The following is a 25,933-nucleotide window of genomic DNA, read 5'->3' on the forward strand; positions in this document are numbered from 1 at the left end:
AGGAGGATTTTTTCATGGCATTTAGACTTGTGATTGCAGAAAAGCCGAGCATGGCGCAGACTATCGCCGCCGCGCTTGGCATTAAGGGGAAACAGGACGGGTATATCGAGGGCGGCGGCTACCTCATTTCATGGTGCGTCGGGCATTTGGTACAGCTTGCGGAAGCTGCCGCCTACGGGGAGCAATATAAAAAATGGAGTTTTGACAGCTTACCCATTCTGCCGGAGGAATGGCAGTACGCCGTTGACCCGGACAAGGGGAAGCAATTCAAAACCATTAAAGAGCTTATGCACCGCGCCGACGTTTCCGAAGTGGTAAATGCGTGTGACGCGGGGCGCGAGGGTGAATTGATTTTCCGCTTTGTCTACGAAGTGGCGGGCTGCAAGAAGCCCATGCGCCGCTTGTGGATTTCTTCAATGGAGGACGGGGCGATTAAGGCGGGCTTTGCTTCCCTCAAAGACGGGCGGGACTATGGCGCGCTCTTTGCGTCCGCCCTCTGCCGCGCAAAGGCTGACTGGCTTATCGGCATTAACGCCACCCGGCTTTTCTCCTGCCTGTATGGAAAGACCTTGAACGTGGGGCGCGTCCAGACCCCGACCTTAAAAATGCTCACCGACCGGGACGCGGCTATCTCCCATTTCCAGAAAGAAAAATATTATCATGTTCGCCTTGATTTATCCGGCGCGGACGCGGCAAGCGAAAGGATTTCGGACAAGGCAGAAGCCGACGCGCTGAAAGGGGCTTGCGAAGCGGGAAAGGCGGTATGCGTTTCCCTTACCAGAGAGAAGAAAACCGCAGCCCCGCCAAAGCTCTTTGACCTTACCTCTTTGCAGCGGGAAACGAACCGCATTTTCGGTTACACCGCAAAGCAGACCCTTGACCTTGCACAATCCCTTTATGAAAAGCGGCTCCTTACTTATCCGAGGACGGACAGCAGCTTTCTTACTGACGACATGGGCGGCACCGCAGCGGACATTATCGCGCTGCTTTGCGAAAAGCTCCCCTTTATGGCGGGCGCGGACTTCACGCCGGAGATTGCAAAGGTATTAGACAGCAAGAAAGTATCAGACCACCACGCAATCATTCCCACTATGGAGCTTGCAAAGGCTGACCCGGACGCGCTGCCGGAAAGCGAGAAGAATATCCTTACCCTTGCGGGGGCGCGTCTGCTTTTTGCCACCGCCGAGCCGCATATTTATGAAGCGGTTACGGCGGTTTTCTCATGCGCCGGGACAGACTTCACCGCAAGGGGAAAGACCGTACTTGCGGAGGGTTGGAAAGAGCTTGAACGCAGATACCGGGCGACGCTGAAAGATAAGCCCGAAGCAGAGGACGGGGAAAATGAGGGCGTGACGCTGCCGGAGCTTTCCGAGGGACAGAACTTTCCTAACCCCGCCGCAAAAGTAACGGAGCATACCACAACGCCGCCGAAGCCCCACAGCGAAGCGTCGCTTCTCTCTGCTATGGAGCGAGCCGGGAACGGGGACACCGACCCGGACGCGGAACGCCGGGGGCTTGGCACTCCCGCCACCCGCGCCGCCGTCATTGAAAAACTGGTAAAGGGCGGCTTTGCAGAGCGCAAGGGGAAGCAGCTTATCCCCACGCAGAACGGAGCCGCCCTTATATCAGTCTTGCCGGATATGCTCACTTCCCCGCAGCTTACCGCAGAATGGGAAAACAATCTGACGCAGATAGCAAAGGGAGCCGCAGACCCCGGCGAATTTCTGTCCGGCATTGAAGCTATGGCGCGGGAGCTTGTGCAGACACACGCCGCAGCACTGGACGGGAAAAAGGATTTGTTCCGGGAGGAAAAGCCCTCTGTCGGCAAATGCCCCCGTTGCGGTTCCCCCGTCCATGAGGGGAAGAAAAACTATTATTGCAGCAACAAAGAATGTGCCTTTGTCATGTGGAAGAATGACCGCTTTTTCGAGGAACGCAAGACCGCTTTTTCCGCGAAGATTGCCGCCGCGCTCCTTAAATCCGGCAAAGTGAATGTGAAGAAGCTCTATTCCCCGAAAACAGGCAAGACCTATGACGGAACTATCGTTCTGGCTGACACTGGCGGGAAATACGTCAACTACCGTATCGAAGTACAGAAGAACTAAAAACTTGAATAGCAAGCATAGGAAGCGGGTACCCACTTCCGTAAATCCCCGTTGCGACGCTGACGCGCCGGACGGGGATTTTGCTTGTTGGGAAGTTTCCCAAACCCTCTTTTGCGGAGGGCTTCACCCTCTAAAAATTTTTGAGAAATCTTTGGCAGAAATGCGGGCGTACCCGTAGTAGACCATGCAGCCCAAAAATGCAGCTTGTGACGCTGCCCCAAAGAAAGGAGGTTTTTCACTATGGCAAGTTTACGGGACACCGTAAAGGACTATCAAGACGAGCTTAGGGACGGTATCGCATGGGTGGCGTTCTGGAAACAGGGGCGTTCATGGAACGCGGAATATTTTCATCTTGATATGGACGACACCCTCTACCCGGAGGACAGGAGCCGGTTAGAGGAAATCAAAAGCACCGACCCCGCCGCCGTTATCCTAAACGGCTATTACTGCGGGCATTTAGGCGAGGACATGAGCCTTGACGAGCTGACCGCCGGAGTGCGCTACCACTACGAAAACAGCATGAACGACATTGACGGTTTTATCGGGGCGCATGACGACAGGCTTCCCCCGGAGGTTATCGAGGAAGCGAGGGCAGCCGCCCATGAAGCGGGGCTTCCCTTTTCCGAAAAGCCCTACCGGGACGGAGAGGATTTTAACCCCTATGTATTTGACGGGAGCATGAGCATTGAGGATTTTGAGCTTATGCACCGCATGATTGAAAAAGAAAGGAGCGAACAAATGGCAGAACCGATTTTAAGCGGCTATCTTTCCAATCTTGGGAAGTACACCGAGGGCAGACCCGCGGGCGAATGGGTGACGTTCCCCACGACTGCCGAACATCTGAAAGAAGTCTTTGACCGTATCGGGATTGACTTCAAGCATTACGAGGAATGGCATTTCACAGAATTTCAATCCCCTATCCCCGGCTTGGCGGAACATTTAAGCGAGTATTCCCACCCCGACGAGCTGAACTATTTAGGGAAGCTCTTGGAAATGCAGTTTGACGACGACCGGGAGAAATTCATTGCAGCCATTGAATACGGCGACCATGCCGACAGCTTACAGGACATCATCAACCTTGCACAAAACCTTGACTGCTACTGGATTTATCCGTCCGTCCACAATGAAGAAGAATACGGGCGTTATCTGGTTGATGAACTGGAAGAACCCGAACTGCCCGAAGAAGCGAAAAAGTATTTCATGTATGAGGAATACGGGCGCGACGCTTCCATTAACGACGACGGTATGTTTACCGAAAAGGGCTATATCTACAACAACCGCAACACCTTTACAGAATGGTACGACGGGCGCGACGTTCCACAGGAATACCGGGTAACGCCGCAGCCCCCGCAGCGGTCACGCCCCGACCCGGAAAAAGCAGATTTTGACGCAGCCGCGCCGGGGCAGAGAACCGCGCAGACCGCAGAGCAGCCACAGGAGCCGCGCCCGGTTATCCCTATCGTGCTGACGAGCGAGAAGCCCGCCGAGAAATTAAAAGAGATTACCGACCGTCTGGAACAGGGTATTGCGGAACTCTTTGACAGCGAGCGTTACAAGGAATATCTGAAAGTCATGTCAAAATTCCATAATTACAGCTTCCGAAACACCGTCCTTATCGCCATGCAGAAGCCGGACGCTTCCCTTGTGGCGGGCTTTTCCGCTTGGAAGAATAACTTTGAGCGAAACGTGATGAAAGGGCAAAAGGGAATTAAAATCATTGCCCCGTCGCCCTATAAAATCAAACAGGAAATGCAGAAAATCGACCCGCACACACAGAAGCCCATAATCGGCAAGGATGGAAAGCCCGTCACCGAGGAAAAGGAAGTCACCATACCCGCCTACAAGGTGGTATCCGTCTTTGACGTTTCCCAGACCGAGGGAAAGGAGCTGCCGGATATTGCCGTTGACGAGCTGACGGGCGACGTTGACCGCTACAAGGATTTTTTCGCAGCCCTTGAAAAGACTTCCCCCGTTCCTATCGCCTTTGAGAATATCGAGGGCGGCTCTCATGGCTACTACCACTTGGAGGACAAGCGCATTGCTATCAACGAGGGCATGAGCGAATTACAGACCTTAAAGACCGCCATTCACGAAATCGCCCATGCGAAGCTGCACGACATTGACCTCAACGCGCCAAAGGACGAGCAGCAGCCCCACGTTGACCGCCGCACCCGCGAAGTCGAAGCGGAAAGCGTCGCCTATACTGTCTGCCAACATTACGGGCTTGACACGTCGGACTACTCTTTCGGCTATGTCGCCGGGTGGAGCAGCGGGCGGGAGCTGTCCGAGCTGAAAAGCTCCCTTGAAACGATACGCAGCGCAGCCGCCGAGATTATCAATTCCATAGACGAAAATCTTGCGGAGCTGCAAAAGGCACAGGACAAGGAGCAGACCGCCGGACAGGAGCAGCCCACCAGAGAGGAAAAGGCAGCCCCGAAAGAACAGCCGCAGCCGGAAGCCCCGGCAAAGGCAGATACAGCCGGGAAAGAGAAGCCGGAAGCAGCCGCACCGGGAAAATCCGGCGCACAGGAAAAGGCGGGCGCAGCCCCGAAAGAAGCCTTTACCCCGGAAACGATTTACAAGATGCGCCGGAACCCTTACGGCGACAGCCCGGAAAACAGCCACCTCTTGCAAGCCTATGTGACACAGGAGAACGGGCGGGCGAAAATGGGCGACGTGCTTTATACGGGAACGCCGGAGAAATGCCGCGAGCTTATGGGGCAGCTCAAAAGCGGCGGGCTGACCGAGGGCGACGTAAAGCAGCTTTACGCAAAGGCACAGGAAACGGCGCAGACCGCCGGACAGGACAAAGACACCTTTTCCATTTACCAGATAAAAGGCGGGGACGAAACAAGGGATTTCCGCTTTGAGCCATACGACCGCCTGCAGGCGGCGGGAAATGTGGTTGACAGGGCGAACTATGAGCTTGTCTATTCCGCGCCCCTTGCGCCGGAAACTTCCCTTGAAGATATTTACACCCGTTTCAATATCGACCACCCCAAAGATTTTAAGGGACACAGCCTTTCCGTTTCGGACGTGGTAGTGCTTCATCAGGACGGACAGGACGCGGCGCATTTCGTTGACAGTGTAGGTTTCCGGGAAGTGCCGGAGTTTTTACAGGAGCAGAAGCAGCTTACCCCGGACGACTTGGAAACGGGCGAAACTGTCAAAACACCGAGAGGGACTTTCCATGTAACCGCTATGAGCCGGGAGCAGATAGAAGCCGCCGGATATGGCTTTCACCACCAGTCGGACGACGGAAAGTATCTGATTATGGGGAATGGGACGCGGGCGTTTGCCGTTGCCGCAGAACAGGCGCAGCGGGACAATCCCTTGAAAACCGCCGAGCAGACCATAGAGCAGAACGGAAACATGATTGACGGTATCATCAACAACACCCCCACCGTTGACGAACTGGAAGCAAAGGTAAAGGCGGGCGAGCAGATTTCCCTTGTTGACCTGGCTAACGCTGTCAAAGCCGACAAGGAGCGCGGCAAGGGAGCGAAGCCGGAAAAAAAGCCCTCTATCCGGGCGCAGCTTAGAGCCGACAAGGAAAAGGCGCAGAAGAAAAACGCAAAGCAGAAGTCACAGGACTTGGAAAGGAGCTGACCCATGCCGGAACAGAGTAAATTTGAAAACGTGGATTTGTTCGCTTCCCTTGAAGCGATTATGAAGCAGAACACAGGCTTTTACCAGAGCGACTTAGACATTGACAAAGAGATTATCGCAAAGGCGGCGGCAAGCCCCAACAGGGAGGACAAGACCCTTTTGTGGTTCTGCCGCCCGTCCGGGACGCACTGTTTCCGGGAGCGCGACGTTTTCCTCAAAGACACCGCGCCCCACAACACATGGCGTTTCTACATGGAGCAGACAAGCGACCGCGTCCTTGCCTATGCAATCGAGCTGACGGGAAAGGAGCGCGGGAAAATTAAGGGCAATCTGTACGAACTGGACTACGCTAAACATTATGAGCGCGTCAAGGAAAAGGAACTGCCCGCCGATACGGTGAAGCTGATTTATGAGCGAGGGGAAAGGGAGATACCCGCCGGACGGTTCTTCAACGGCAACCCAGACCCGCAGCTTGGGAAGTTTGAACGCTTTGAAGCCCTACCCGACGACCCGGACGCGCTGCAATCACTCTTACAGGAAGAACGGCGCAGCCGGGAGCAGCTTCCACCGGGGGACTTCAAGGCGCATATCACAGCCTTGCGGGACGGGCTGATTGAAACGGAAGCGCGGCGCATTGTGCGGGAAATGAAGCGGCACTATGAGCCGAATAGCCCGAACAAGACCCATTTCATGGCAGAGCTTTCCCCGGCGTTCATGCGGCTTGCAGCCACAAAGGACACTGACCGCCTTTTCTCCATGCTGCCCTATAAGACTCTTTCCTTTTCCAAAATCGAGGGCAGACATGGGACGTATGCGCTGATTGACAAGGGGGAGAACCGGGACAGGGAGATAAGGAAGCCCCGCCCCTCTATCCGGGCGCAGCTTAAAGCAGACAAGGCAAAGACCGCCCCGAAAAAGGCGGCGGCAAAAACAAAAAATCACGATATGGAGGTATGAGCATGATTAGACTGACTGTTGAAGAAACAAACCTTTTGAGCATTTACAACGAGGGCGGCAAGCGGGCTTTGATTGAGAATGTCAACGCCGCGCTGCCCTACATGGACGCGGATATGCGGGAGCTTGCAAAGCGCACCCTTTCCAAAGTGGACGCTTTGACCGAAGCGGAATTTGCAGAGCTTCCCATTTACGCCGCTGATGAAGTATGAACGGGGTTAAGCGGCTGACGCCGCCCCAGAGCCGGAAAGTCAACGCCCTTGTGCGCCGGACGTGCTGCAACTATGATAACGGGAACTGTATCTTACTGGACGACGGAGACGAATGCGTATGTCCGCAGCTCATTTCCTATTCGCTTCTCTGCAAGTGGTTCCGGGTTGCGGTGCTTCCCGCCGACAGGCTGCTCTATGCGGAGCTTTACCAGACAGGGGATAAGAAGAAATGTACCGAGTGCGGCGCGTTCTTTGCGTCAACCTCTAACAGTGTCAAATACTGCCCCGTCTGCCGGAAGCGTATCACCCGCAGACAAGCCGCCGAGCGCATGAGGAAAAGACGCACCCCTGTTACGCAGTAGGCGCGGAAAATCCCTTGATTTACAGGGCTTTCCGGGCGTGAAAATCGGATAGGCGATACTTTATACCTTTATCCCCGAAAATGGCGTTCTACTGCGTAACATTCACGAAAACAGCACCCATAAAAAGACAGGGCGCGGAAGTCATATACCGGCTTCCGCGTCCTGTTCTTTTTTTGCCTATCTGACATTTCCCTTTTCCATTTCTTCAAGTGGGAACTGCGGGAGGGCTTCTATCAGCTTCTTTGTGATAGACTGGCGCATATCTTCGTTGATTTCCTGTTTCGTGCTTCCGTCCGGCTGTCTGACCGCTACCGTCGATAGCCTGTCGATTTCGTCCTTGTAGCACTCCACGACTTTCTCCACCGCCCATTTTTCCCCGGCAACGGCGGCGCGTATGGTTTCATATTCCGGCATTTTCTGGTTTTCCATGCTTCAACGCTCCTGTCTGTATTTGATAGCCTTATCATAGCACAGCGGCGGGGATTTTGCTATCCTTATCCGCGCTCTGTTCCCTTTTCACGTTCCGGCTGCCTGTCTGCCTGTAAAATGCTGTCAATGTTCTGCTTGATAATATCATATTCCCGGACTTTCTTTTTCAGCTTCCCATAGTCGGCGTAAAGGGCTTCTTTCTGCGCTTGGAGGGCTTCATACTCCGATTGCAGCGCGGCAAGGTTCGGGAGCTTTGCAATGCCCGCCGCTTTCAACGACCTTGCGGCGGCTTCATGTAGGATAATCGCCTGTTCCTGTCCGGCGCGGTACTTCTCCCTGTTCCTTGCCTTGCGGTATGCGTCATAGACGGGCTTTGTCTTTTGGTAGGTGGAAACATTCTTGATAAGCACCGCCATGTCCGCAAGCCGCTTTTCCGCGTTCTTCAATGCGTCTGCCGCCTGTCCGCTTTCCGCTGACATTTCCTCAATCCGGCTGACTAAATCCGCGTACTGTTCAATCTTGTGTTCCGTCAAGAAATTCATGGTTTTAGCTGCCTGTTTCAGATTGTGGATTTTCGCCCACTGTTCATAGCCCTTACTCTGCGCCGCCTTGATACTGTTCTCAATGTCGATAAGCAGCGAAACGTCGCGCTGCTCTCTGGGGGCTTTCGCCGCCTTTGCCCGTCTGCCCGCTATCCGTTCCCTTATGGCTTCCTCTGTATAGTCTGCGCCGAGGGTTTTTAGGCGGGTGAAGCGTTCCTGTCCGGGGGCGCGGCATGAAACATATTTCCCCGGCTTTATCTCATAGCCCGCCGCCTGTAACCGCGTTAGCAATTCCTCAAAACTGGAAACTTGGGGGATAAGCGCGTCAACGGCAATCTTTAGCTTGCCTTTCCAACTTGTACCCGTCTTTTCTGCCTGGTACTCCGCATAGCTCTTTCCCTTGCTGCCCTTGCCGGGGACGACGACGGACAAGCCATTTTCCCGGCACAGCTTGTCGCTCATGTTCCGTATGCCGTAATAGCTCCTTTTGTTGGAATTGTATTTGTGATGGTCTACAAAATTCACCGCGCAAAAAATGACGTGGTTATGGATATGCCCCTTGTCAATGTGCGTCGTCACAACATATTCATGCTGCCCCTTTGTCACCGCGTCGGCAAGCTGCTTCCCGATTTCGTGGGCTTTCTCATAGTCCACTTCCCCCGGCGCAAAGGACTGTATCAAGTGAAAGGCTAAATTGCTGCCCTTATCCAGTGCTTGCGAGAGGGTATAGCCGAACTCAATGTCTGCCGTTTCATAGGAGCAGCCGAAAGAGGATATGAGCATTTTCCCGTCCGTCTTGTCCGGGTTTTCGATATAGTCAAGGGCTTTGCTTAGGGTGCTTTTAACAGGCTTAATCTTTGTAACCGCCATATCTCCGCAAGCACCCCCTTTATTTCCTCTATGTCCTCTTGGTATGCGTTCCCCGCCGCGTTCACGCGGCGGGCTATCTGGTTGACGTTGACACCGATTTTCTGTATCTCTGCGGTCATTGCCTTTATATCGGCGTGGTCTATCTGAATGATATACCCGTCAATGGCAATCTTCCGCAGATACGCCGCCATGTTCCGGGTGGGTACGAGCTTCATTTTTTCCAGTATTAAATCCCGTTCCGCTTCCGTCACTCTGAATTTGATTTGCACCGTCCTTTTCCGTCCGTCCATTGCTTCGCTCCTTTCCTTTCCGTTCCGAGGGTTTGGGACACTTCCCAACAAGCCATTTTCAACCGACGCGCCGCAGCGCGGGAGGGCGAAAATACGGAAGTGGGTACCCGCTTCCTATGCTTGCTACGAATGTTTTTATCCCTTATGCCCTTATCCCTTACTACGGAGAAAAAGCTATTTTGCCAAACTTCCGCAAAAGAAAAACGCTGCAATTCAAAAAAGATTGCAACGCTTTCTAAATCCTGTTCAGTTTTAAGCCGGACATTCCTATTCGCCCTCTTTTTCGACTTCGGAAATCTCTTTTGCCGTTGCGGTCACAATCCGTATGCCTGTATCGCTCATACCGTCAAGAAGCGCGTCGAGCTGCCGCCGCTGCGTGTTCTTCTCCGGCGGCGTTTCCAAAAGGAACTGGTCTACGGATATATTGTAGCGGAGCATAAGCTCAAAGAAAATCTGTAAACTTGGGTGCTGCCCCTTGTTCTCAATGTTCGCAAGGTAACGCGGCGAGATAAACATTTCGTCGCTTACTTTCTTGCGGCTCTCCTTGCGCCCTGTCCGCGCCGCCTTTATCGCTGCCCCAAAAGCCTTGAAGTCGTATTTCGGTACTGGTCTTTTTGCCATAATTATTCACCCTATTACATTTTACTGTTCACCTTTCCTCTTGGATATGTCTACACTGTTCTATCAGTTGACTAAAATAATTCATATGTATATGTTGACAACTAGCCGCTTTTTTTGTATAGTATTATTAAAAGGGGGGAAATGTTTATGTTACATAGCATGCGTATTCGATAAGCATTGAAATTAAAAAAGATTTTTCCCATTTTCAATATGGGCTTTTTTGTCATGCTTATTTTGCGTATGCTATACAACAAAACTAACGATGTATAGACATAGTATAAAAACTATGCCTTAATTTTGTTGTAGTGTTATATGTATAAATGCAGGTCAATGCTCATGTTGAGAATTGACCTGTATTTTTTTGCGCAAAAGGAGAAATATTATGCTTGAAAAATATTGGATAAAATGTCCAATTTGTAACGGAAAGACGAGGGTTCAAGTATTTTATAATACGGTATTAAGAAATTTTCCTCTTTTCTGCCCTAAATGTAAATTAACACATATCGTTGATGTTGAAAAATTAGAAATCATAATCAAAAACTCTGAAAAACAAACTTTTTAATTTTGAAAAGGAAGGATATTAAATGAAACACTTACCTAAAAGTACACCTACGGAAATATTGAATGACCCATACGGATTTACTTACAAAGAAATGTCGGAAGTAATTGGAGAGGATAAAGCAAGAGCCTTATATGCGAAATTGTATAAACAGCCATTTCACAAAAAAAATCTATCAATATCAACAAAAAAAGTCTATAAAAGTAGCGATACTGAAAAGTATGTTTATGAATTGAAAGACAACAGGTATATCGAAACGGTTTTTATTAAACGGCGAGATGGTGGGACTGTTTGCGTAAGTACGCAAGTTGGTTGTTCTGTTGGCTGTATTTTTTGTGAGTCCGGACGCAATGGTTTCGTTCGTAATCTAACACCGTCTGAAATTGTGCAGCAGGTCATATTGATACGTCAAAAAGTAAATCGTATCGTTTTTATGGGAATGGGAGAACCTTTATTCAATTACGACAACTTGATTGCAGCAATCCATATTCTTCGAGATAGAAATGGACTTAACTTTCCAACCGACGGCATTACCATATCAACAGTTGGTCCAGTTAATCAATTAAAAAAATTGCGCGAAGAACATCTAAAAATTCAGTTGACAATATCTTTACATGCAGCAACACAGGCTGTGAGAAACTGTATCATTCCTCATATGCACATGTACGCTATTGAAGATGTTGTTAAGCAAGCATTGTCCTATTCACAAAGGCATAATCGAAAAGTGGTATTTGCGTATTTGCTTTTACCAGGTATAAATGACCGTTCCTCAGATATAAGGCAACTTGCAAAATGGTTTAAGGGCAAAAATGTTATGATTAACGTGCTGCAATACAACCCGACGAGTAATTCAAAAATTAGAGCACCACAAAAACAAGAAATGGTTGCGTTCAAACATCAATTAGAGCAAACAGGACTTGAAGTTACCATGAGAGTTTCTCATGGTAGAGAGATTAAAGCAGCTTGTGGACAGTTAGCTAATACATATAATAAAGCCAAAAAACAACAAAAATAATTTAATTAAAAGAGCCAGACGCACAGACGCAGAGCCGATAATATGCAGTTTGAAATACTGCTGTTATCGGCTCTTTTTTGATTTAATTTGTGCCCCCAATAACCATATTGGAGCAAAATCAGAACTGTTGCTTGTCGTTCTTTGATTTCCGCAGCAGCTTTGAAAAATCAAAGCCGCCGTTTCTTTTTATCTTCTCAAGAAATGACGCGGTATCACTGTTAAAAGCGGCGGCTAAAGGAGGTAGCCGCCATGAAGCACATACCATATCGACAAAATCCGACGGTCATTGACACATCAAAAAAAGCCCGACCACCACCGGGGGAAATTACGCTTGTATATATGAACTGTCTAATCATCTAAATACTACTCACAATACCAATGCGCCTGTCCGGGCTTTTCGGACAGGCGCATTTTGCTGCTCAAAAAATTTTTTGAAGAAATTTCAAAAAATCTTCGGCGTTTTTGAAAACCGCCGTATTGCCCCGCGAAAAGGGGGAAGCACCACCAACTTTCCAACGAGAAAGGAGGTGAGAATGTGGAACCTAACAGCAGGGAGTTTTACAAACAGTGTGCTTTTCAGAAGTTTTGTAATACGGTACTTCACAATGAAGCGTGCGACACTCATAGAGAGCTTCGCAGACACAGGGCAAAGGAAGTGACCTTTTCCGACATGACCTTAGACGAAGCGCGACAGCTTCATACGTTTGATGAATATTTCAAACGGGAAACTGTTGAAACCGTCTTTGAGAAAGCCGGGAAGAAAATCACGCCAAAGCTGCTTCTTGAAGCAATCCGTACTTTGCCGGAAGAAAAGCGCAAAGCCATACTGCTGTATTACTTCGAGGGAATGAACGATACCGAGATTGCGGAACTGTTCAATACGTCGAGAAGCACGATACAGTACAGGCGGACAAGCTCTTTTGAGAGATTAAGAAAATATCTGGAGGAAAATGCTGATGAATGGGACGAATGGTAACGAACCCGGCTACCCGGAAAATGCCCTTGTTCCCTATCCTGTCATTGTGGTAGCGACAAAGGGCGACCCGGACGCTATGAAGATTGTCTTGCAGCATTTCAGCGGCTACATAGCCCGCCTCTCCATGCGGAAGCTGTACGACGAGCGCGGGAATGTCTATTTCGGCGTAGACCACGACATTCGGGAACGGCTGCAAGCAAAACTGATGATGGCTGTCCTCACCTTTAAGGCAGAGGAATAAACCGCAGCGGCGGCGGGACGCTTTCTCTCTCCCCCTTTTCCGTTCCGCTGCTGACGCGGCAGCAAAGCCATTCTGAACCTTGACAAAGAAAGCGGCGCAAGATAACGGCGGCGCAGCATAGGGCAAATCGGATACGTTCCTTTTGCGCCGAGCCATACGGCGGGTGCGCCATGACGCTATCCGGGTGAGGTTATCCCCGCCCGGACAGCCGAGCGACCAACACCGCGCCGGAAAGCAAGTGTAGCGGCTTGCGGGCGACGACACGCAGAATATACAATGATACTTCCTTACAGCCACAGTCCGAGCGTTAAGAGCGTCGCAGGCAATGGGTAGGGCTGCATGAGAACCATGCCGGGGTGAAATTCCCATGAGGTTATGCTAATAACCGTCCGATTAAAGCCTTTGTTTTATTGAATAGTGGACTTGCTGCTATTCATAGACTGTATTATATGTTTGCGAAAGAAAGGGGGATTTTCTTTGACGCAAAACCAAACGCCCGTTACCACAACGGAGCATAAAATAGGAAAAGTTACTTACCTTGTATGTTCGTCCGCAAGTGAACGCGCAACGGACACACTGGATAAAAAGATAAAAAAACTCATTCGCAAAGACATGGAACTGAACCCCGCAAACGCCCGGAAATAGGGCGTTTCTTCACATTTTATACATGACACAGGCAGCGGTATGTGGTATAATATAGACAGTACAAATGCCATGCTTGTCTGTCGTCGGAAAGGAGGACAAAATGTTACAGACAGACAAGATTACCGCTTTATATTGCAGATTGAGCCAGGAAGATATGCAGGCCGGGGAAAGCGAGAGCATACAGAACCAAAAGATGATTTTACAAAAGTATGCTGACGAACACCACTTTTTCAACACGCGCTTTTTCGTAGACGACGGATTTTCCGGCGTGAGCTTTGAGCGTGAGGGGCTTCAAGCCATGCTGCACGAAGTTGAAGCCGGGAACGTGGCGACCGTCATAACAAAAGACCTCTCCCGTCTGGGACGTAATTATCTGAAAACCGGGGAGCTGATAGAGATTGTTTTTCCCGAATATGAAGTGCGCTACATTGCCATTAACGACGGTGTAGACACAGCAAGGGAAGATAACGAGTTTACCCCTCTGCGGAACTGGTTCAACGAGTTTTACGCCCGCGACACTTCAAAGAAAATCCGGGCTGTCAAACAGGCAAAGGCGCAGAAAGGCGAGCGCGTCAACGGGCAAGTGCCTTATGGGTACATAGCTGACCCCAACGACCGCAATCATCTATTGCCCGACCCGGAAACGGCGCACATTGTAAAACAGATTTTCGCTATGTATGTGCGCGGCGACCGTATCTGCGAAATCCAGAACTGGCTACGGGAACATGAGGTATTGACTGTTGCAGAATTGCAGTACAGGCGCACAGGAAGCCACAGGCACCCCCGCCCACACCCGAATTGTATTTACAACTGGCCGGATAAGACGCTCTATGACATTCTGGCGCGTAAAGAGTATTTGGGGCATACCATTACAGGCAAGAGCTATAAGGTATCTTACAAATCGAAAAAGACGAAGAAGAACCCGGAGGAAAAGCGTTACTTCTTCCCCAACACACACGAACCCTTGATTGATGAAGAAACCTTTGAGCTTGCACAGAAACGGATTGCCACCAAACACCGCCCTACAAAGGTTGATGAAATTGACATTTTTTCGGGGCTTCTCTTTTGCGGGGACTGCGGCTATAAAATGTATCTGCAACAGGGAGCCGGGACACTGGAACGCAAACACGCCTACACTTGCGGCAAGTATCGAAACAGGATAAGGACTGGCGAGCTTTGCACTACCCATTATATCCGAAAGAGCGTCCTTAAAGAACTTGTCCTTGCCGATTTACAAAGGGTATTGTCCTATGTGAAAGAGCATGAACAGGAGTTTATCGAAACCGCCAACGAGTGCAGCGCAAAGGCAGTACAAAAGACGCTGACGCAGCAACGGAAAGAGCTTGACAAGGCGCAGAGCCGGATTAGCGAGCTGAATATCTTGTTCCGCAAGCTCTATGAGGACAACGCTTTAGGGAAACTTTCAGATGAACAATTTGCTTTTCTGACTTCCGGCTATGACGAAGAAAAAAAGACGCTGACCCGGAGGATTGCGGAACTGTCACAGGAAATTGACAACGCCACCGAGCGCAGCGCGGACGTGAAAAGGTTTGTCGCACTGGTACGCAAATACACCGCCATTACCGAACTGACCTACGAAAACGTCCATGAATTTATTGACCGCATTCTTATTCACGAACTGGATAAGGAAACGAACACCCGCAAAATCGAAATCTTTTATAGCTTTGTCGGCAGAGTTGATACAGGCGACAAGCCTACTGAAAGTATCTCCTATTTCAGACAGATTGGAGCCGACGTAAAGAGTTATGCTATCTAACATACATCAAAAAGAGGTAAGATAACACCCTCTGCAAAAAAGGTTACGTTATCTTACCTCAACAAAATTGGCTCCCTGTTAGCCACCCTGGAGGCAGAAGGGCAGAAAACAGGACTGTTCTGCAGCATCAAGGATAAGGAATTTTCCGTGTGCGGAAATGTGCTGGCATCCATGGACGGCATTGCCCTGGCCCTGGGATGCAGGAAGGATGAGATGACGGATTTTCTGGCAGAGTGCCTGGAACATCCCATTAAACCTCAGGTGGTGGCGGACGCCCCCTGTCATGAAAACATACTGACAGGGGAGGATATTGACCTGGGACGCCTTCCGGTTCCCATTCATGCGCCAAAGGACGGCGGCCCCATTATCACAGGCGGGGTGATTGTCAGTAAGGAGATAGACGGAACCCGTCAGAATCTGTCCTTCCAGAGAATGCATGTAAAGGGGAAGGATAAGTTCAGCATCATGATTAACGAGTGGCGCCACCTGAAGGATTTCTACGACCAGGCAGAAAGCCGGGGAAAGGCCCTGCCCATTGCGGTTGTCATAGGAGCGGACCCTGTTATCTATGTGGGAGCCGGACTTCGCTATGACGGGGACGAGACAGAGATTGCAGGCGCCATCCGGAAGAGGCCCATTGAGGTGGTGAAATGCATTACCTCCGATATCTATGTACCTGCCATGGCTGAGTTTGTGATAGAGGGCGAAATCCTGCCGGATTACAGAGAAAAGGAAGGACCTCTGGGGGAATTCACCGGCCATTACAGCGAGCCCTGGAACAGCCCCATGGTACAGGTAAAGGCCATTACCCACAGGAACGGGGCTATTTACCAGACCATTAACGGCGCCTCCTTTGAGCACATCAATCTTGGAAATGTACTGCCCAGGGAACCCCTGCTTAAGACACACACGCAGTATGTGAGCAAGGGCGTTACCAATGTACATATTCCCCCTTATGGCAGCGGGTTTCTTGCTATTGTCCAGATGAAGAAAAAGAACCCGGGAGAGCCTAAGAATGTGGCTCTTGCAGCCATGACCGCCTATGTGAACATCAAGAATGTAATTGTGGTGGATGAGGACGTGGATATCTATGACCCTGCAGACGTGATGTGGGCGGTATCCAACCGGGTCATTCCTGAGAGGGACATTTTCTATATCCACAATGCCCAGGGACATGAGCTGGACCCATGCTCCGACGAGCGGGGTGTGCAGACTAAGATGGGGATTGACGCCACATTGAATGAGGAGAGCAGATGCCTTGAAAGAGTACGCTATCCAAAGGCGGACTTAAAGGATTACCAGTAAAATCCCTGTGCGGAATACAGAAAATATGAGATAAGGAGCATGGCAAATGGGAAAATATATTGTAGGAATCACCGGGGCAAGCGGGTCCGTCTATGCGAAGCGGGTTATAGAAAGGCTGATTCAGAACGGTCATCATGTGTGTATCTGTATGACCCAGGCGGGGAAACTGGTGGTGGAGTCTGAGCTTGGCTGGCAGATTGGGCAGGATACCCCTTCCTGCCAGGTGGAACAATATCTGCAGGAAACCTTCGGGTCAAAGGAGCTGATACACCATTACGATATCCATGCAATCGGCGCCCCCATAGCCAGCGGTTCGTCCGGCATGGATGCCATGATAGTGGTCCCCTGTTCCATGGGTACATTATCCGCCATCTGCCATGGCTCCTCCCACAACCTTTTGGAACGGGCCGCTGATGTCTGCCTGAAAGAACGGCGCCCCCTGGTAATCGTACCCAGGGAAGCGCCCTACAATCAGATTCATCTGGAGAATATGACAAAGCTGTCCGGTTACGGGGCTGTCATAATGCCTGCATCTCCAGGCTTTTATTCCCGCCCAAGGACCATTGAGGAGTTAGTGGATTTCTTTGTGACGCGGATTCTGGACCAGATGGGAATCCGTGAACCCTCTGAATGCCGGTGGACAGGGATGGATGCCTGTGTCAGGTAGACAGGCGGGATGGTGCGTTTGCTTACTCCGCGTCCAGGGCTGCACGCTCCCGGGCCTCTTCGTCAACGGTTTTTCCGGGGGCCAGCAGGTTCAGAAGGAAGGACATAACGCCTGCCACTACCACTGGTTTTGAGAGAAGGGCCTGGGCCAGAGGAGGAAAATTTTCCAGAGCCGCAGTGCCTTCCAGGGTGGAAAGACCCATGGCCAGGGCTATGGACACTCCCACAATGGTGCTGTTGCGGGCAGTCAGGGGCTCGCTGGATACTAATTTAAGCCCTGTCAGCGTAATCATACCGAATACAATAAGGGTTCCTCCGCCAATAACAGGAGCCGGAAGAGTGGATACCAGCGCGCTGAATTTTGGCACAATACCCAGAGCCAGCATGATTGCACAGGCAATGGTGATGACCCGGCGGCTTACCACCTTGTTCATGGATACAATGCCCACGTTCTGGCTGAAGGAGGAAACCACAGGCACACCGAAGACAGCGCCTATCAGGGTGGCGATTCCCGATGCAGCCACGCCTCCGGTCAGCTCCTCGCTGCGGGGCTCGCGGTCAAATCCTCCTACGGTGGTGCCTGTTATGTCTCCCACGGACTGCATGATATTCACAATGGTAATCAGAAGGATGGGCAGCACCATGGATAAGTCAAAAGAGGGGGTTCCGTAGAAAAACGGCTTTGGCACGGCCAGCCAGCTGGCAGTGACCACACCGTCAAAATGGACCATGCCCATGCACAGCGCCAGGAGATATCCTACCACAGCGCCTAACAGGATGGAGGCCATCTTGACCACGCCCTTGCACATCAGGTTGAAGAAGAGTACGGCGGCCAGGGTCACAAAGGCCACAATCCAGTTGTTCAGCTGGCCATAGGTAGGCGAGCTGGCATTGCCGGCCATGTATTTCAACGCAATGGGATACAGGGACAGGCCAATGGACAGGATGATGGTGCCGGTGACCACCGTGGGAAAATATTTATGCAGCCTGCCCACGAAGAAGCCCAGGGCAATGGTGATGACCGCACACAGAATCTGGGCGCCGAATACGCCGGCCAGGCCGTACTGGGCCGCGATGGGAGTAAACACAGGTACACAGGTAAATCCCGCACAGAATATGACGGGAAGCCTGGAGCCAACAGGGCCCAGGGGGCATACCTGAATCATGGTGGCCAGGGCGGACATCATCAGTGAATACTGAATCATGATGGTCCTGGTGGCGGCGTCGGCGCCGGCAGCGCCGGCTATGACGATGGGTACTGTTACTGTACCCAGAAACATGGCCATGATGTGCTGCAATGAGATGGGAAGCGCTTTGCGGACAGGCGGTTTGCTGTCAAAGACATACAGGGAATGGCTCGTTTTTTCCTTTTGTGCATTCATTTCGGATAAATCTCCTTTGATGAAAAGTATGTTAAAAGTTCTACGAAGCGAGTATAAGTCATTTGCAATATTTTGTCAACTTGCATAAAATGTGGTGTGTATATGATAATTAAACAGGCGAAATGCCTTGATTTACAAGGAATTTTTTGGAATCCCAGCAATGCATCGGACGCAGAAACGGAGAAAAAAAGTTGAAATTTGTAAATAATGCTCAAAAAAGCTGCTTTCTGTTGTGATAAAGCGACAATCTTTTTCGAGAATGTTGACTTTTATGATTGAGTTGGTATAATCAAAAAATAAACAAATAAATACAAAGCTTCGGCTTTTTATAAAACAACACATGACATAAGTTTGGAGACCTTTCTTTACCAAAGGCCGACATGCTTATGTTTTTTTTATCCCGAAAAACAGGATGGGTTATTCTGAAAAACAGGATGGGTTATCCCGGGATGCAGGGCAGGGATAGGCGTTCTGAGGACGACAGACAGGAGATGGTAAGATGGAACAGGTATGTTTAAATATTAACAAAAAAAACTACAATGTGGCAATTGAGAAAAACTGGACGCTGCTCTATGTACTGCGGGAAGAACTGGGGCTGACAGCTGCGAAATGCGGCTGCAATACAGGAGACTGCGGCGCCTGCAAGGTAATCATTGACGGGGAAGCAGTGAATTCATGCCTGGTCCTTGCCAGGAATGCGGCGGGAAAGACCATTGAGACCGTGGAAGGTTTATCGGACGGCATTCACCTTCATCCCATCCAGCAGGCGTTTATTGACGTGGGCGCGGTTCAGTGCGGCTACTGCACACCGGGTATGGTCATGTCGGCCAAGGCGCTGCTGGATAAAAATCCTGACCCCACAGAGGCGGAAATCCGGGCCGGCATCTCTAACAACCTGTGCAGGTGCACGGGATATGTAAAAATTGTCAAGGCCATTCAGCTGGCGGCCAGACGGATGCAGAAGGAGGGGGAGTAGAGGATGGAATTACAGACGCCTAAGAACGGAGTGATTGGAACGGATGTGCCTGTCAGGGACGCGGCCCTTAAGGTAACAGGGCAGTTTAAATACGTGGGAGACATGACCCTTCCCCATATGCTTCACGCCAAGGTGCTGTTCAGCCCTGTGGCCCATGCCAGAATCAAGTCCATAGACACCAGCCAGGCAGAGCAGTTAGACGGAGTCCGGGCCGTGGTTTGCTACAAGGACGCCCCGGACGCCCTGTTTAACAGCTGCGGCGAGGAGATTGACGGCGAGAAGACCGAACGCATATTTGACAGTACGGTGCGCTATGTGGGTGACAAGGTGGCTGCCGTGGCTGCTGAGACAGCAAAGACAGCGGAGCAGGCCCTGAAACTGATTCGGGTGGAATATGAGGAGCTGCCCTTTTATCTGGAGCCGGAGGATGCGCTGCAGGAGGGAGCTTATCCCATTCACAAGGATTCAAACGTGATTGAGGAAGTGGTCCAGGAAGCAGGGGATGTGACCAGGGGAATGTCAGAGGCGGACTATATTTTCGAGGATGATTTTGAGACCCCTGCCATCCATCATGGGGCCATTGAGACACACACATCCCTGGCCGTCTATGAGAGCAACGGCAAGCTCACCGTCTATACGCCCAGCCAGGATGTGTTCGGGCACAGGACCAATCTGTCGCGGATTTTTGGCCTTCCCATGAGCAAGGTGAGGGTGGTGAACCCTGGAATCGGAGGCGGATTCGGGGGCAAGATTGATATGGTGACAGAGCCTGTCACCGCTCTTCTGGCCATGAAGACAGGGCGTCCTGTGCGCCTGGTTTACACCAGGAGGGAGGATATACCGTCTTCCAGGAACCGCCACAGCATGAAGCTCCATTTAAAAACAGGCATAAAAAAGGACGGCACCATTGTAGCCCAGCAAATGGATGTCCTTGTGAATGCAGGCGCATACGCAGGCGGAACCATGAGCATTGTATGGGCCATGAGCGGCAAATACTTCAAGAACCATAAAACGCCGAATCTGCGGTTTCACGCGGTTCCGGTGTACACCAACACCCCGGTGGCAGGGGCCATGAGGGGATTTGGCTCCCCCCAGGAGTTCTTTGCCCAGCAGAGCCAGCTGAACCGGATTGCCAATGAACTGGGGATGGACATAATCCAGCTTCAGTTTAAGAACCTGGTGGAGCCGGACGGTTATGACCAGAGGGACGGCCTGCCCCATGGAAATCCCAGGCCCATTGACTGTGTCATGAAGGGAATCCAACTGTCGGGATACCAGGAGGCCCTCAGGGAACAGGAGGCAGCCAGGGACAGCCGGTACCGCATCGGCGTGGGTATGGCTGTGGCTGCCCACGGCAACGGGGTATTCGGCGTAAAGCCGGATACAACGGGCGTCATCATCAAGATGAATGAGGACGGAACAGCTGTTATGTTCACCGGGGTCAGCGACATGGGAAACGGTTCCGTTACAACCCAGACCCAGGTAGTCAGTGAGATACTGGGAATCCCCATGTCGCACATTGAATGCGTCCAGGCCGATACCGATGCCACCCTCTGGGATATGGGGAATTACTCCAGCCGAGGCACCTTTGTGAGCTGCAGCGCAGCGTTAAAGGTTGCGGGCCAGGTGAAGGAAGAGCTTTTGAAGGAAGGGGCCGGTCTTCTGGGAGTGGATGCAGGCGGGCTGGATTTGGGGAACCAGAGAGTGTACTGCAGCTCCAATCCTGAAATGTCCGCCACCCTGGCCGAGGTAATCAGATATGCAAAGCAGGCCCATGGCAGGGATATCTGCTGTGCGGACACATTTGCCTCCTGCGCCATGGCCGTATCTTACGGAGCCCATTTTGCCAAGGTCCAGGTGGATATGGAAAATGGCAGTGTGAAGGTGCTGGATTACACGGCAGTCCATGACATTGGCAAGGCTCTCAATCCCATGGCTGTGGAGGGCCAGATTGAGGGTGCTGTCCAGATGGGAATCGGCTATGCACTGACAGAAGGTTTTATACTGGATGACAGGGGAAAGGTAAAGAATACCACCCTAAAGCAGTACCATATGCTGAATGCCCAGGAGATGCCGCCCATTAAGGTGGGTATGGTGGAACGGATTGAGAAGTCAGGACCTTTTGGGGCCAAGAGCATTGGAGAGTGTTCCGTGGTGCCTGTGGCGGCCGCTGTGGCGAATGCGGTATCCAATGCAGTGGGAAAACAGGTGAAACGGATTCCCGTGAGACCGGCTGATGTGCTGAAGCTGAAAGAGAGCTGAGTCTGTCAGGTATTGTGAGCAGATAGTTGAATGAATGATTCCGGGGAGGGGAGTTAAAACCATCCCCGGGAAGTTTGCATCACGTTCTGTAATCATCCGGCCTCAGTATAAACCATTAAAATCTATTATTATAGAAGAAACACCTTTAGTCTGCTGTTCTTTCATTGTCTCTATATTATATTCCAACACCAGTCCAAATCCATTCCATGACTCATCGGCCCATCAGGACTTCTGTCCGTCTAAGGTGGCGAAATCCCGCAGAAACCGTATAAATTCCCGTTCTCTTTTGTTAAGCCTGTAGTCCTTCTGCGTCACACAGTAAAGATTCAGATACAGGTTTTTTTCGCTGATTGGCACGAAAAAGAACCCGCGTCCCTCCGAGGTTTTACCCCGGACAGACAGGGAGATATATTGTCCCTCCCGGATGGCATCAAAGAATTGTCCCCGGTTATCCACTTCCAGCCGGTTTGGATGGCCGGCCAGACCGACTAATTTCAAATAGGAGATTGCGGACACATCATTAAAGTGCACATAGGGGTAGTCCAACAGCTCCTTCAGGGAAACAGAGGTCTTCTTATAGAGGGGATGTTCCCTGGAAACCATGACATACAGCGGAATGGAGGTCATCAGTTCATCGCAGGAGCAGTGGAAGTCCTTGACCAGCCGCAGGTATTTATCTTTTTTTTCGGAGGCGCAGAGAATGAAGCCAAGACGCGTGCGGCCTGCAGCGACAGACTCAATGACCTCCTGATTCCCCATCTCTGTGAGACGGTCCGGGAACTGTTCTGCGGACTGTTTTTTGAATTCAAGGAAGAGCCTCATGATATTGGATACGAAATAGGTGGAAATCTCCAGCGGCTGTACTGACTCATCCCAGGACAGCTGTTTTAGCTTTTCGTATTCATTCAGTATGATGCGGGCGCTGTCCATGAATTTTATTCCTTTTTCTGTCAGCAGGATTCCGTTATGGCTGCGCTTAAATAGCTGGCAGCCCAGTTCCTCCTCCAGATTCTTGAGAACTCCGCTTAAATAGGGCTGGGAGACCAGCAGCTTTCTGGAGAAGTAGTCATAAAACTGACAAAACACAGCATGGCCTGTCTGAAGGAAAGGGGTAGAAAAATGTATAGAGAATTATTGGAAGAGGCAATTAAGGAGCTGGAGCCGGAGATAAAGGCAGTCTGCGCTTATCATGTAATGGGCTCTGAGGACTTTGCCTATATATCCCGGGAGATACCCTCCAGCTATATGTGTATTGGAGCCGGTATTGAGGATGTCTCAAAGCGGTATGTGGAGCACAATCCCAAGGTGAGATTCCATGAGCCGGCCCTGGTTAAAGGCGCGGCTATCTATGCCGGAACAGCCATGAGATGGCTGGAACTGCATGGCAACCAGTAGGACATACATATAGAGGGAGGGTAATATAGCGGAAAAGAAAGGTTTTTTTTACGGTTGGCTTATACTGCTGACCTGCATCCTGATAATGGGGCTGGGGTACGCGCCCCTGGTGAGCTGCGCCAGCCTGTTCACAAAGCCGGTGACAAAGGACCTGGGATTTACCAGAAGCGCATATGCTCTGGTCAGTACCATTGCAGCCCTGATGATGGCGTTTATGTCGCCGTTCATCGGAAAAATCATGTCAAAGCCATACATGCACAAGGCGCTGGTGGTATGTATGCTCGGAAACTGTCTGGCTTACTGCTGTTATTCCTTTGCCAGCACCCGGCCGCTGTCATGGACGCCGGATATGCCACGACCACAGCGGCCTCCATTGCATCCCTGTACCTGTTTATTGCCATTCCAGGAAAACTCATACTGGGACATATTTATGACAGGTATGGAGTGAAGGCAGTCATACTGTTTGGGAATGCCATATTTTTTCTCTCAGTTATTTGTTTGATATTTATTAAACACCAGCCCTTCCTGTATCTGATGGCAATTTTGTTTGGATTCGGAACCTGTATAGGAACCGTAAGCGCGCCGGTCATTACCAGCGGAATCTTCGGCACAAAGCATTATGCGGAAATCTATGGATTCCTGAGTCTGTTCCCCAGCGTGGGATATGCCATCGGCGGCCCTCTGATTGCATCAGCCTATGATTTGACAGGATCCTACAATATTGCGTGGATGATTGTGGCAGCCCTGGCCATAGTCATGACCCTATCCCTTTTGTACTCCTACAGGGTCAGCCGCATGTGCATAAAGGAGCAGGAAACGGCTGTTCGTATGGGGAAAGCAGGCGGGGAAACAGCCTTGTCCTAAGCTCATAGTCAGACAAAAAAACAGGGGACATGGAACAGGGATAAGATGAAAAACACAGCAGATTGACGGTAAAATGCGTTAAAAATTAAACACATTTTACCTATTGACTGAAAATATTAAGTGTGATACTATGACATTAGCACAAAGCAGGACCAGAAGAAATGCTTTTGTTGACAATTTTATATAATCGGATGATGGATTCGGGAGAGACTGCTCAGGCAGCGCCGAAGGGGAAGCGAAGAACTCTCAGGCAAAAGAACCGGATACTGGACGAAACTCTGGAAAGCGACAGCACCGACGAAGCCAAATCTTTCAGGTACAAAGACAGAGCGCATGAACAAATTTTTGTTCGTGCGCTTTTTTTGATATCCGGACCGCGGATGTATCCGGCGGACTTCAAAAAAGCGCACGGTACGAAAGGGGAGGTGGTATGGTTTCGGAGGCAGAGCCATCCGGCATCATCCGGCGTCAAGGGATGATACCGGGAAACGGTGTGGAGCAGGGCATGTTGATAAGCCCATGATGAAAAATAAAAGGAGGATATGAACCAATGGTTGAACAGGTAATGGATTTTATTGAGGGATATGATAAGGAGATAGGGGAGGCGGTCAAGGCAGAGTGCGGACGCCAGAGAAGGAACCTGGAACTGATTGCTTCTGAGAACATTGTATCGGAGCCGGTGATGGCTGCCATGGGCACGGTTCTCACCAACAAATATGCGGAAGGATATGCGGGAAAACGCTATTACGGCGGATGCGAGTTTGTGGACGTGGTGGAGACCATTGCCATTGAACGGGCAAAGAAGCTGTTTGGATGCGACTATGTAAATGTACAGCCTCATTCCGGAGCCCAGGCCAACATGGCGGTGTTTGTGGCCATGCTGAAACCGGGCGACACGGTTATGGGCATGAACCTGGACCACGGCGGCCATCTGACACACGGAAGCCCTGTTAACTTCTCCGGCCTGTATTTCAACATTGTGCCTTACGGCGTCAATGAGGAGGGTTACATAGATTATGACAAGCTGGAAGAGACAGCAGTTGCCTCCAAGCCTAAGTTAATCATTGCAGGCGCCAGCGCCTACTGCAGGACCATTGATTTTAAGCGGTTCAGGGAAGTGGCCGACAAGGTGGGCGCTTACCTGATGGTGGATATGGCCCACATTGCCGGACTGGTTGCGGCAGGCCTTCATCCAAGTCCCATCCCATATGCGGATGTGGTGACCACCACCACCCACAAAACCCTGAGAGGCCCAAGGGGAGGCATGATACTGGCAAACCAGGCAGCGGCAGATAAATTTAATTTCAATAAGGCCATTTTCCCGGGAATCCAGGGCGGACCTCTGGAGCATGTCATTGCGGCCAAGGCAGTCTGCTTCGGAGAGGCATTAAAACCGGAGTTCAAGGCATACCAGGAACAGGTCATCAGAAATGCGGCAGCCCTGGCAGCAGCCCTTAAGGAGCAGGGCTTCAACATCCTGACCGGGGGAACGGATAACCATCTGATGCTTGTGGACCTGAGGGGAATGGATGTATCGGGCAAGGAACTTCAGAACCGCTGCGACCAGGTATACATCACCCTGAATAAGAACACGGTTCCAAACGACCCCAGAAGTCCTTTTGTCACCTCCGGCGTGCGCATCGGGACACCGGCAGTCACCTCCAGGGGGCTGAAGGAAGAGGATATGGAAAAGATTGCCCAGTGCATCTGGCTGGCAGCCACTGATTTTGAAGCCAAGGCTGATTACATCAGGGGAGAGGTTGATAAAATCTGCGGCAAATATCCGCTGTACCGGTAATCAGGAAGGTAACTATAAAGTGAAGCAAAACCGTTGGAAGCGGTTGCAGGGCAACCGTAAAAACATGGAGAAAAAGGA

The 25,933-nt window shown here is 50.9% G+C and carries 25 protein-coding genes and 1 riboswitch; of the genes, 18 read left to right on the plus strand and 7 right to left on the minus strand.

Going from position 1 to position 25,933, the window contains the following annotated elements; all coding sequences use genetic code 11:
* Positions 1-14 precede the first annotated feature (14 nt).
* The 5 genes from I2H39_RS27555 (at position 15) to I2H39_RS27575 (ending at position 7,242) form a co-directional block, all read left to right on the plus strand.
* The gene (locus I2H39_RS27555) at positions 15-2,105 is read left to right on the plus strand and encodes a DNA topoisomerase 3 (RefSeq protein ID WP_008978034.1); all 2,091 of its coding nucleotides are present in this window, start codon (positions 15-17) and stop codon (positions 2,103-2,105) included.
* 240 nt (positions 2,106-2,345) lie between these two features.
* A complete protein-coding gene (locus tag I2H39_RS27560; RefSeq protein WP_008978033.1) occupies positions 2,346-5,714 on the plus strand; it encodes an antirestriction protein ArdA in 3,369 nt (1,122 codons plus the stop codon).
* 3 nt (positions 5,715-5,717) lie between these two features.
* On the plus strand, positions 5,718-6,671 hold the full coding sequence (locus tag I2H39_RS27565; RefSeq protein ID WP_008978032.1) for a hypothetical protein: 954 nt from the start codon (positions 5,718-5,720) through the stop codon (positions 6,669-6,671).
* A gap of 2 nt (positions 6,672-6,673) precedes the next feature.
* Entirely contained in the window at positions 6,674-6,880 is a 207-nt protein-coding gene (locus tag I2H39_RS27570) for a transposon-transfer assisting family protein (protein ID WP_002569181.1), read from the plus strand.
* Entirely contained in the window at positions 6,877-7,242 is a 366-nt protein-coding gene (locus I2H39_RS27575; protein ID WP_067539660.1) for a cysteine-rich VLP domain-containing protein, read from the plus strand. Before I2H39_RS27570 ends, I2H39_RS27575 begins: the two co-directional genes overlap by 4 nt.
* A 177-nt stretch (positions 7,243-7,419) precedes the next feature.
* Here the strand turns inward: I2H39_RS27575 and I2H39_RS27580 are convergent, their stop codons facing one another.
* The 4 genes from I2H39_RS27580 to I2H39_RS27595 form a co-directional block, all read right to left on the minus strand.
* Positions 7,420-7,671 carry a helix-turn-helix domain-containing protein gene (locus I2H39_RS27580; protein ID WP_002585088.1) on the minus strand — a complete coding sequence of 84 codons (252 nt, stop codon included), beginning with the start codon at positions 7,669-7,671 and terminating at the stop codon, positions 7,420-7,422.
* Positions 7,672-7,736: 65 nt separating this feature from the next.
* Positions 7,737-9,083, minus strand: coding sequence for a relaxase/mobilization nuclease domain-containing protein (locus tag I2H39_RS27585; RefSeq protein WP_008978031.1), 1,347 nt, complete (start codon positions 9,081-9,083; stop codon positions 7,737-7,739).
* Positions 9,044-9,373 carry a plasmid mobilization relaxosome protein MobC gene (gene mobC / locus I2H39_RS27590; protein ID WP_008978030.1) on the minus strand — a complete coding sequence of 110 codons (330 nt, stop codon included), beginning with the start codon at positions 9,371-9,373 and terminating at the stop codon, positions 9,044-9,046. The genes I2H39_RS27585 and mobC overlap by 40 nt, the downstream gene beginning before the upstream one ends.
* A 267-nt stretch (positions 9,374-9,640) precedes the next feature.
* Positions 9,641-9,994: a helix-turn-helix transcriptional regulator gene (locus tag I2H39_RS27595; RefSeq protein ID WP_008978029.1), complete on the minus strand. Its 354-nt coding sequence runs from the start codon at positions 9,992-9,994 to the stop codon at positions 9,641-9,643.
* A gap of 382 nt (positions 9,995-10,376) precedes the next feature.
* Here I2H39_RS27595 and I2H39_RS27600 point away from each other — a divergent pair, with 382 nt between their 5' ends.
* From I2H39_RS27600 to I2H39_RS27635, 8 genes are all read left to right on the plus strand, one after another.
* The gene (locus I2H39_RS27600; protein WP_002588768.1) at positions 10,377-10,556 is read left to right on the plus strand and encodes a cysteine-rich KTR domain-containing protein; all 180 of its coding nucleotides are present in this window, start codon (positions 10,377-10,379) and stop codon (positions 10,554-10,556) included.
* Between the two features lie 22 nt (positions 10,557-10,578).
* Positions 10,579-11,568, plus strand: a complete 990-nt coding sequence (gene rlmN, locus I2H39_RS27605; RefSeq protein WP_008978028.1) for a 23S rRNA (adenine(2503)-C(2))-methyltransferase RlmN — start codon at positions 10,579-10,581, stop codon at positions 11,566-11,568.
* A gap of 535 nt (positions 11,569-12,103) precedes the next feature.
* Positions 12,104-12,544 carry a sigma-70 family RNA polymerase sigma factor gene (locus I2H39_RS27610; RefSeq protein WP_008978027.1) on the plus strand — a complete coding sequence of 147 codons (441 nt, stop codon included), beginning with the start codon at positions 12,104-12,106 and terminating at the stop codon, positions 12,542-12,544.
* Positions 12,525-12,785: a helix-turn-helix domain-containing protein gene (locus I2H39_RS27615; RefSeq protein ID WP_019727567.1), complete on the plus strand. Its 261-nt coding sequence runs from the start codon at positions 12,525-12,527 to the stop codon at positions 12,783-12,785. The genes I2H39_RS27610 and I2H39_RS27615 overlap by 20 nt, the downstream gene beginning before the upstream one ends.
* Before the next feature lie 417 nt (positions 12,786-13,202).
* Entirely contained in the window at positions 13,203-13,430 is a 228-nt protein-coding gene (locus tag I2H39_RS27620) for a transposon-encoded TnpW family protein (protein WP_004607973.1), read from the plus strand.
* A gap of 100 nt (positions 13,431-13,530) precedes the next feature.
* Positions 13,531-15,207 (plus strand): recombinase family protein, encoded by a 1,677-nt coding sequence (locus tag I2H39_RS27625; RefSeq protein ID WP_019727566.1) that lies wholly within the window; start codon positions 13,531-13,533, stop codon positions 15,205-15,207.
* 75 nt (positions 15,208-15,282) lie between these two features.
* Positions 15,283-16,512: a UbiD family decarboxylase gene (locus I2H39_RS27630; protein ID WP_264469695.1), complete on the plus strand. Its 1,230-nt coding sequence runs from the start codon at positions 15,283-15,285 to the stop codon at positions 16,510-16,512.
* Positions 16,513-16,558: 46 nt separating this feature from the next.
* The gene (locus I2H39_RS27635; protein WP_138310043.1) at positions 16,559-17,179 is read left to right on the plus strand and encodes a flavin prenyltransferase UbiX; all 621 of its coding nucleotides are present in this window, start codon (positions 16,559-16,561) and stop codon (positions 17,177-17,179) included.
* A 22-nt stretch (positions 17,180-17,201) separates the two neighbouring features.
* Here the strand turns inward: I2H39_RS27635 and I2H39_RS27640 are convergent, their stop codons facing one another.
* Entirely contained in the window at positions 17,202-18,560 is a 1,359-nt protein-coding gene (locus tag I2H39_RS27640) for a nucleobase:cation symporter-2 family protein (RefSeq protein WP_138310044.1), read from the minus strand.
* 499 nt (positions 18,561-19,059) lie between these two features.
* Between I2H39_RS27640 and I2H39_RS27645 the strand changes: the two genes are divergently transcribed.
* Together I2H39_RS27645 and I2H39_RS27650 are read left to right on the plus strand one after the other, a co-directional pair.
* The gene (locus I2H39_RS27645; protein WP_138310045.1) at positions 19,060-19,536 is read left to right on the plus strand and encodes a (2Fe-2S)-binding protein; all 477 of its coding nucleotides are present in this window, start codon (positions 19,060-19,062) and stop codon (positions 19,534-19,536) included.
* Between the two features lie 3 nt (positions 19,537-19,539).
* Complete coding sequence (locus tag I2H39_RS27650) at positions 19,540-21,798, plus strand: molybdopterin cofactor-binding domain-containing protein (protein ID WP_195628019.1); 2,259 nt, start codon at positions 19,540-19,542, stop codon at positions 21,796-21,798.
* A 222-nt stretch (positions 21,799-22,020) separates the two neighbouring features.
* Here the strand turns inward: I2H39_RS27650 and I2H39_RS27655 are convergent, their stop codons facing one another.
* Positions 22,021-22,884, minus strand: coding sequence for a LysR family transcriptional regulator (locus I2H39_RS27655; RefSeq protein ID WP_227147624.1), 864 nt, complete (start codon positions 22,882-22,884; stop codon positions 22,021-22,023).
* A 33-nt stretch (positions 22,885-22,917) separates the two neighbouring features.
* Between I2H39_RS27655 and I2H39_RS27660 the strand changes: the two genes are divergently transcribed.
* Complete coding sequence (locus I2H39_RS27660; RefSeq protein ID WP_227147620.1) at positions 22,918-23,193, plus strand: M20/M25/M40 family metallo-hydrolase; 276 nt, start codon at positions 22,918-22,920, stop codon at positions 23,191-23,193.
* Positions 23,194-23,241: 48 nt separating this feature from the next.
* Here the strand turns inward: I2H39_RS27660 and I2H39_RS29370 are convergent, their stop codons facing one another.
* Positions 23,242-23,448: a hypothetical protein gene (locus I2H39_RS29370; RefSeq protein WP_240305415.1), complete on the minus strand. Its 207-nt coding sequence runs from the start codon at positions 23,446-23,448 to the stop codon at positions 23,242-23,244.
* A gap of 18 nt (positions 23,449-23,466) precedes the next feature.
* Between I2H39_RS29370 and I2H39_RS27665 the strand changes: the two genes are divergently transcribed.
* Both I2H39_RS27665 and glyA read left to right on the plus strand, forming a co-directional pair.
* On the plus strand, positions 23,467-24,057 hold the full coding sequence (locus tag I2H39_RS27665; protein ID WP_227147614.1) for an MFS transporter: 591 nt from the start codon (positions 23,467-23,469) through the stop codon (positions 24,055-24,057).
* A 191-nt stretch (positions 24,058-24,248) separates the two neighbouring features.
* Positions 24,249-24,329: riboswitch (glycine riboswitch) on the plus strand.
* A gap of 278 nt (positions 24,330-24,607) precedes the next feature.
* On the plus strand, positions 24,608-25,855 hold the full coding sequence (gene glyA / locus I2H39_RS27670) for a serine hydroxymethyltransferase (RefSeq protein WP_138310048.1): 1,248 nt from the start codon (positions 24,608-24,610) through the stop codon (positions 25,853-25,855).
* The last annotated feature ends 78 nt before the right edge of the window (positions 25,856-25,933 follow it).

Origin of the sequence: Clostridium sp. 1001283B150225_161107_B6, from assembly GCF_015556325.1 — a bacterium.
Classification (GTDB): domain Bacteria; phylum Bacillota; class Clostridia; order Lachnospirales; family Lachnospiraceae; genus Enterocloster.

What these genes read in the sequence shown, in the direction of transcription:
- I2H39_RS27625 (WP_019727566.1), top strand. Translation starts at nt 13,531, where the DNA reads ATGTTACAGACAGACAAGATTACCGCTTTATATTGCAGATTGAGCCAG.
- glyA (WP_138310048.1), top strand. Translation starts at nt 24,608, where the DNA reads ATGGTTGAACAGGTAATGGATTTTATTGAGGGATATGATAAGGAGATA.
- I2H39_RS27600 (WP_002588768.1), top strand. Translation starts at nt 10,377, where the DNA reads ATGCTTGAAAAATATTGGATAAAATGTCCAATTTGTAACGGAAAGACG.
- I2H39_RS27565 (WP_008978032.1), top strand. Translation starts at nt 5,718, where the DNA reads ATGCCGGAACAGAGTAAATTTGAAAACGTGGATTTGTTCGCTTCCCTT.
- rlmN (WP_008978028.1), top strand. Translation starts at nt 10,579, where the DNA reads ATGAAACACTTACCTAAAAGTACACCTACGGAAATATTGAATGACCCA.
- mobC (WP_008978030.1), bottom strand. Translation starts at nt 9,373, where the DNA reads ATGGACGGACGGAAAAGGACGGTGCAAATCAAATTCAGAGTGACGGAA.
- I2H39_RS27645 (WP_138310045.1), top strand. Translation starts at nt 19,060, where the DNA reads ATGGAACAGGTATGTTTAAATATTAACAAAAAAAACTACAATGTGGCA.
- I2H39_RS27570 (WP_002569181.1), top strand. Translation starts at nt 6,674, where the DNA reads ATGATTAGACTGACTGTTGAAGAAACAAACCTTTTGAGCATTTACAAC.
- I2H39_RS29370 (WP_240305415.1), bottom strand. Translation starts at nt 23,448, where the DNA reads ATGTATGGCTTTGACATGATTTTTCCGATGAACGGCGACATAAACGCC.
- I2H39_RS27660 (WP_227147620.1), top strand. Translation starts at nt 22,918, where the DNA reads ATGTATAGAGAATTATTGGAAGAGGCAATTAAGGAGCTGGAGCCGGAG.
- I2H39_RS27560 (WP_008978033.1), top strand. Translation starts at nt 2,346, where the DNA reads ATGGCAAGTTTACGGGACACCGTAAAGGACTATCAAGACGAGCTTAGG.
- I2H39_RS27585 (WP_008978031.1), bottom strand. Translation starts at nt 9,083, where the DNA reads ATGGCGGTTACAAAGATTAAGCCTGTTAAAAGCACCCTAAGCAAAGCC.
- I2H39_RS27635 (WP_138310043.1), top strand. Translation starts at nt 16,559, where the DNA reads ATGGGAAAATATATTGTAGGAATCACCGGGGCAAGCGGGTCCGTCTAT.
- I2H39_RS27580 (WP_002585088.1), bottom strand. Translation starts at nt 7,671, where the DNA reads ATGGAAAACCAGAAAATGCCGGAATATGAAACCATACGCGCCGCCGTT.
- I2H39_RS27595 (WP_008978029.1), bottom strand. Translation starts at nt 9,994, where the DNA reads ATGGCAAAAAGACCAGTACCGAAATACGACTTCAAGGCTTTTGGGGCA.
- I2H39_RS27615 (WP_019727567.1), top strand. Translation starts at nt 12,525, where the DNA reads ATGAATGGGACGAATGGTAACGAACCCGGCTACCCGGAAAATGCCCTT.
- I2H39_RS27575 (WP_067539660.1), top strand. Translation starts at nt 6,877, where the DNA reads ATGAACGGGGTTAAGCGGCTGACGCCGCCCCAGAGCCGGAAAGTCAAC.
- I2H39_RS27555 (WP_008978034.1), top strand. Translation starts at nt 15, where the DNA reads ATGGCATTTAGACTTGTGATTGCAGAAAAGCCGAGCATGGCGCAGACT.
- I2H39_RS27640 (WP_138310044.1), bottom strand. Translation starts at nt 18,560, where the DNA reads ATGAATGCACAAAAGGAAAAAACGAGCCATTCCCTGTATGTCTTTGAC.
- I2H39_RS27665 (WP_227147614.1), top strand. Translation starts at nt 23,467, where the DNA reads ATGTATGCTCGGAAACTGTCTGGCTTACTGCTGTTATTCCTTTGCCAG.
- I2H39_RS27650 (WP_195628019.1), top strand. Translation starts at nt 19,540, where the DNA reads ATGGAATTACAGACGCCTAAGAACGGAGTGATTGGAACGGATGTGCCT.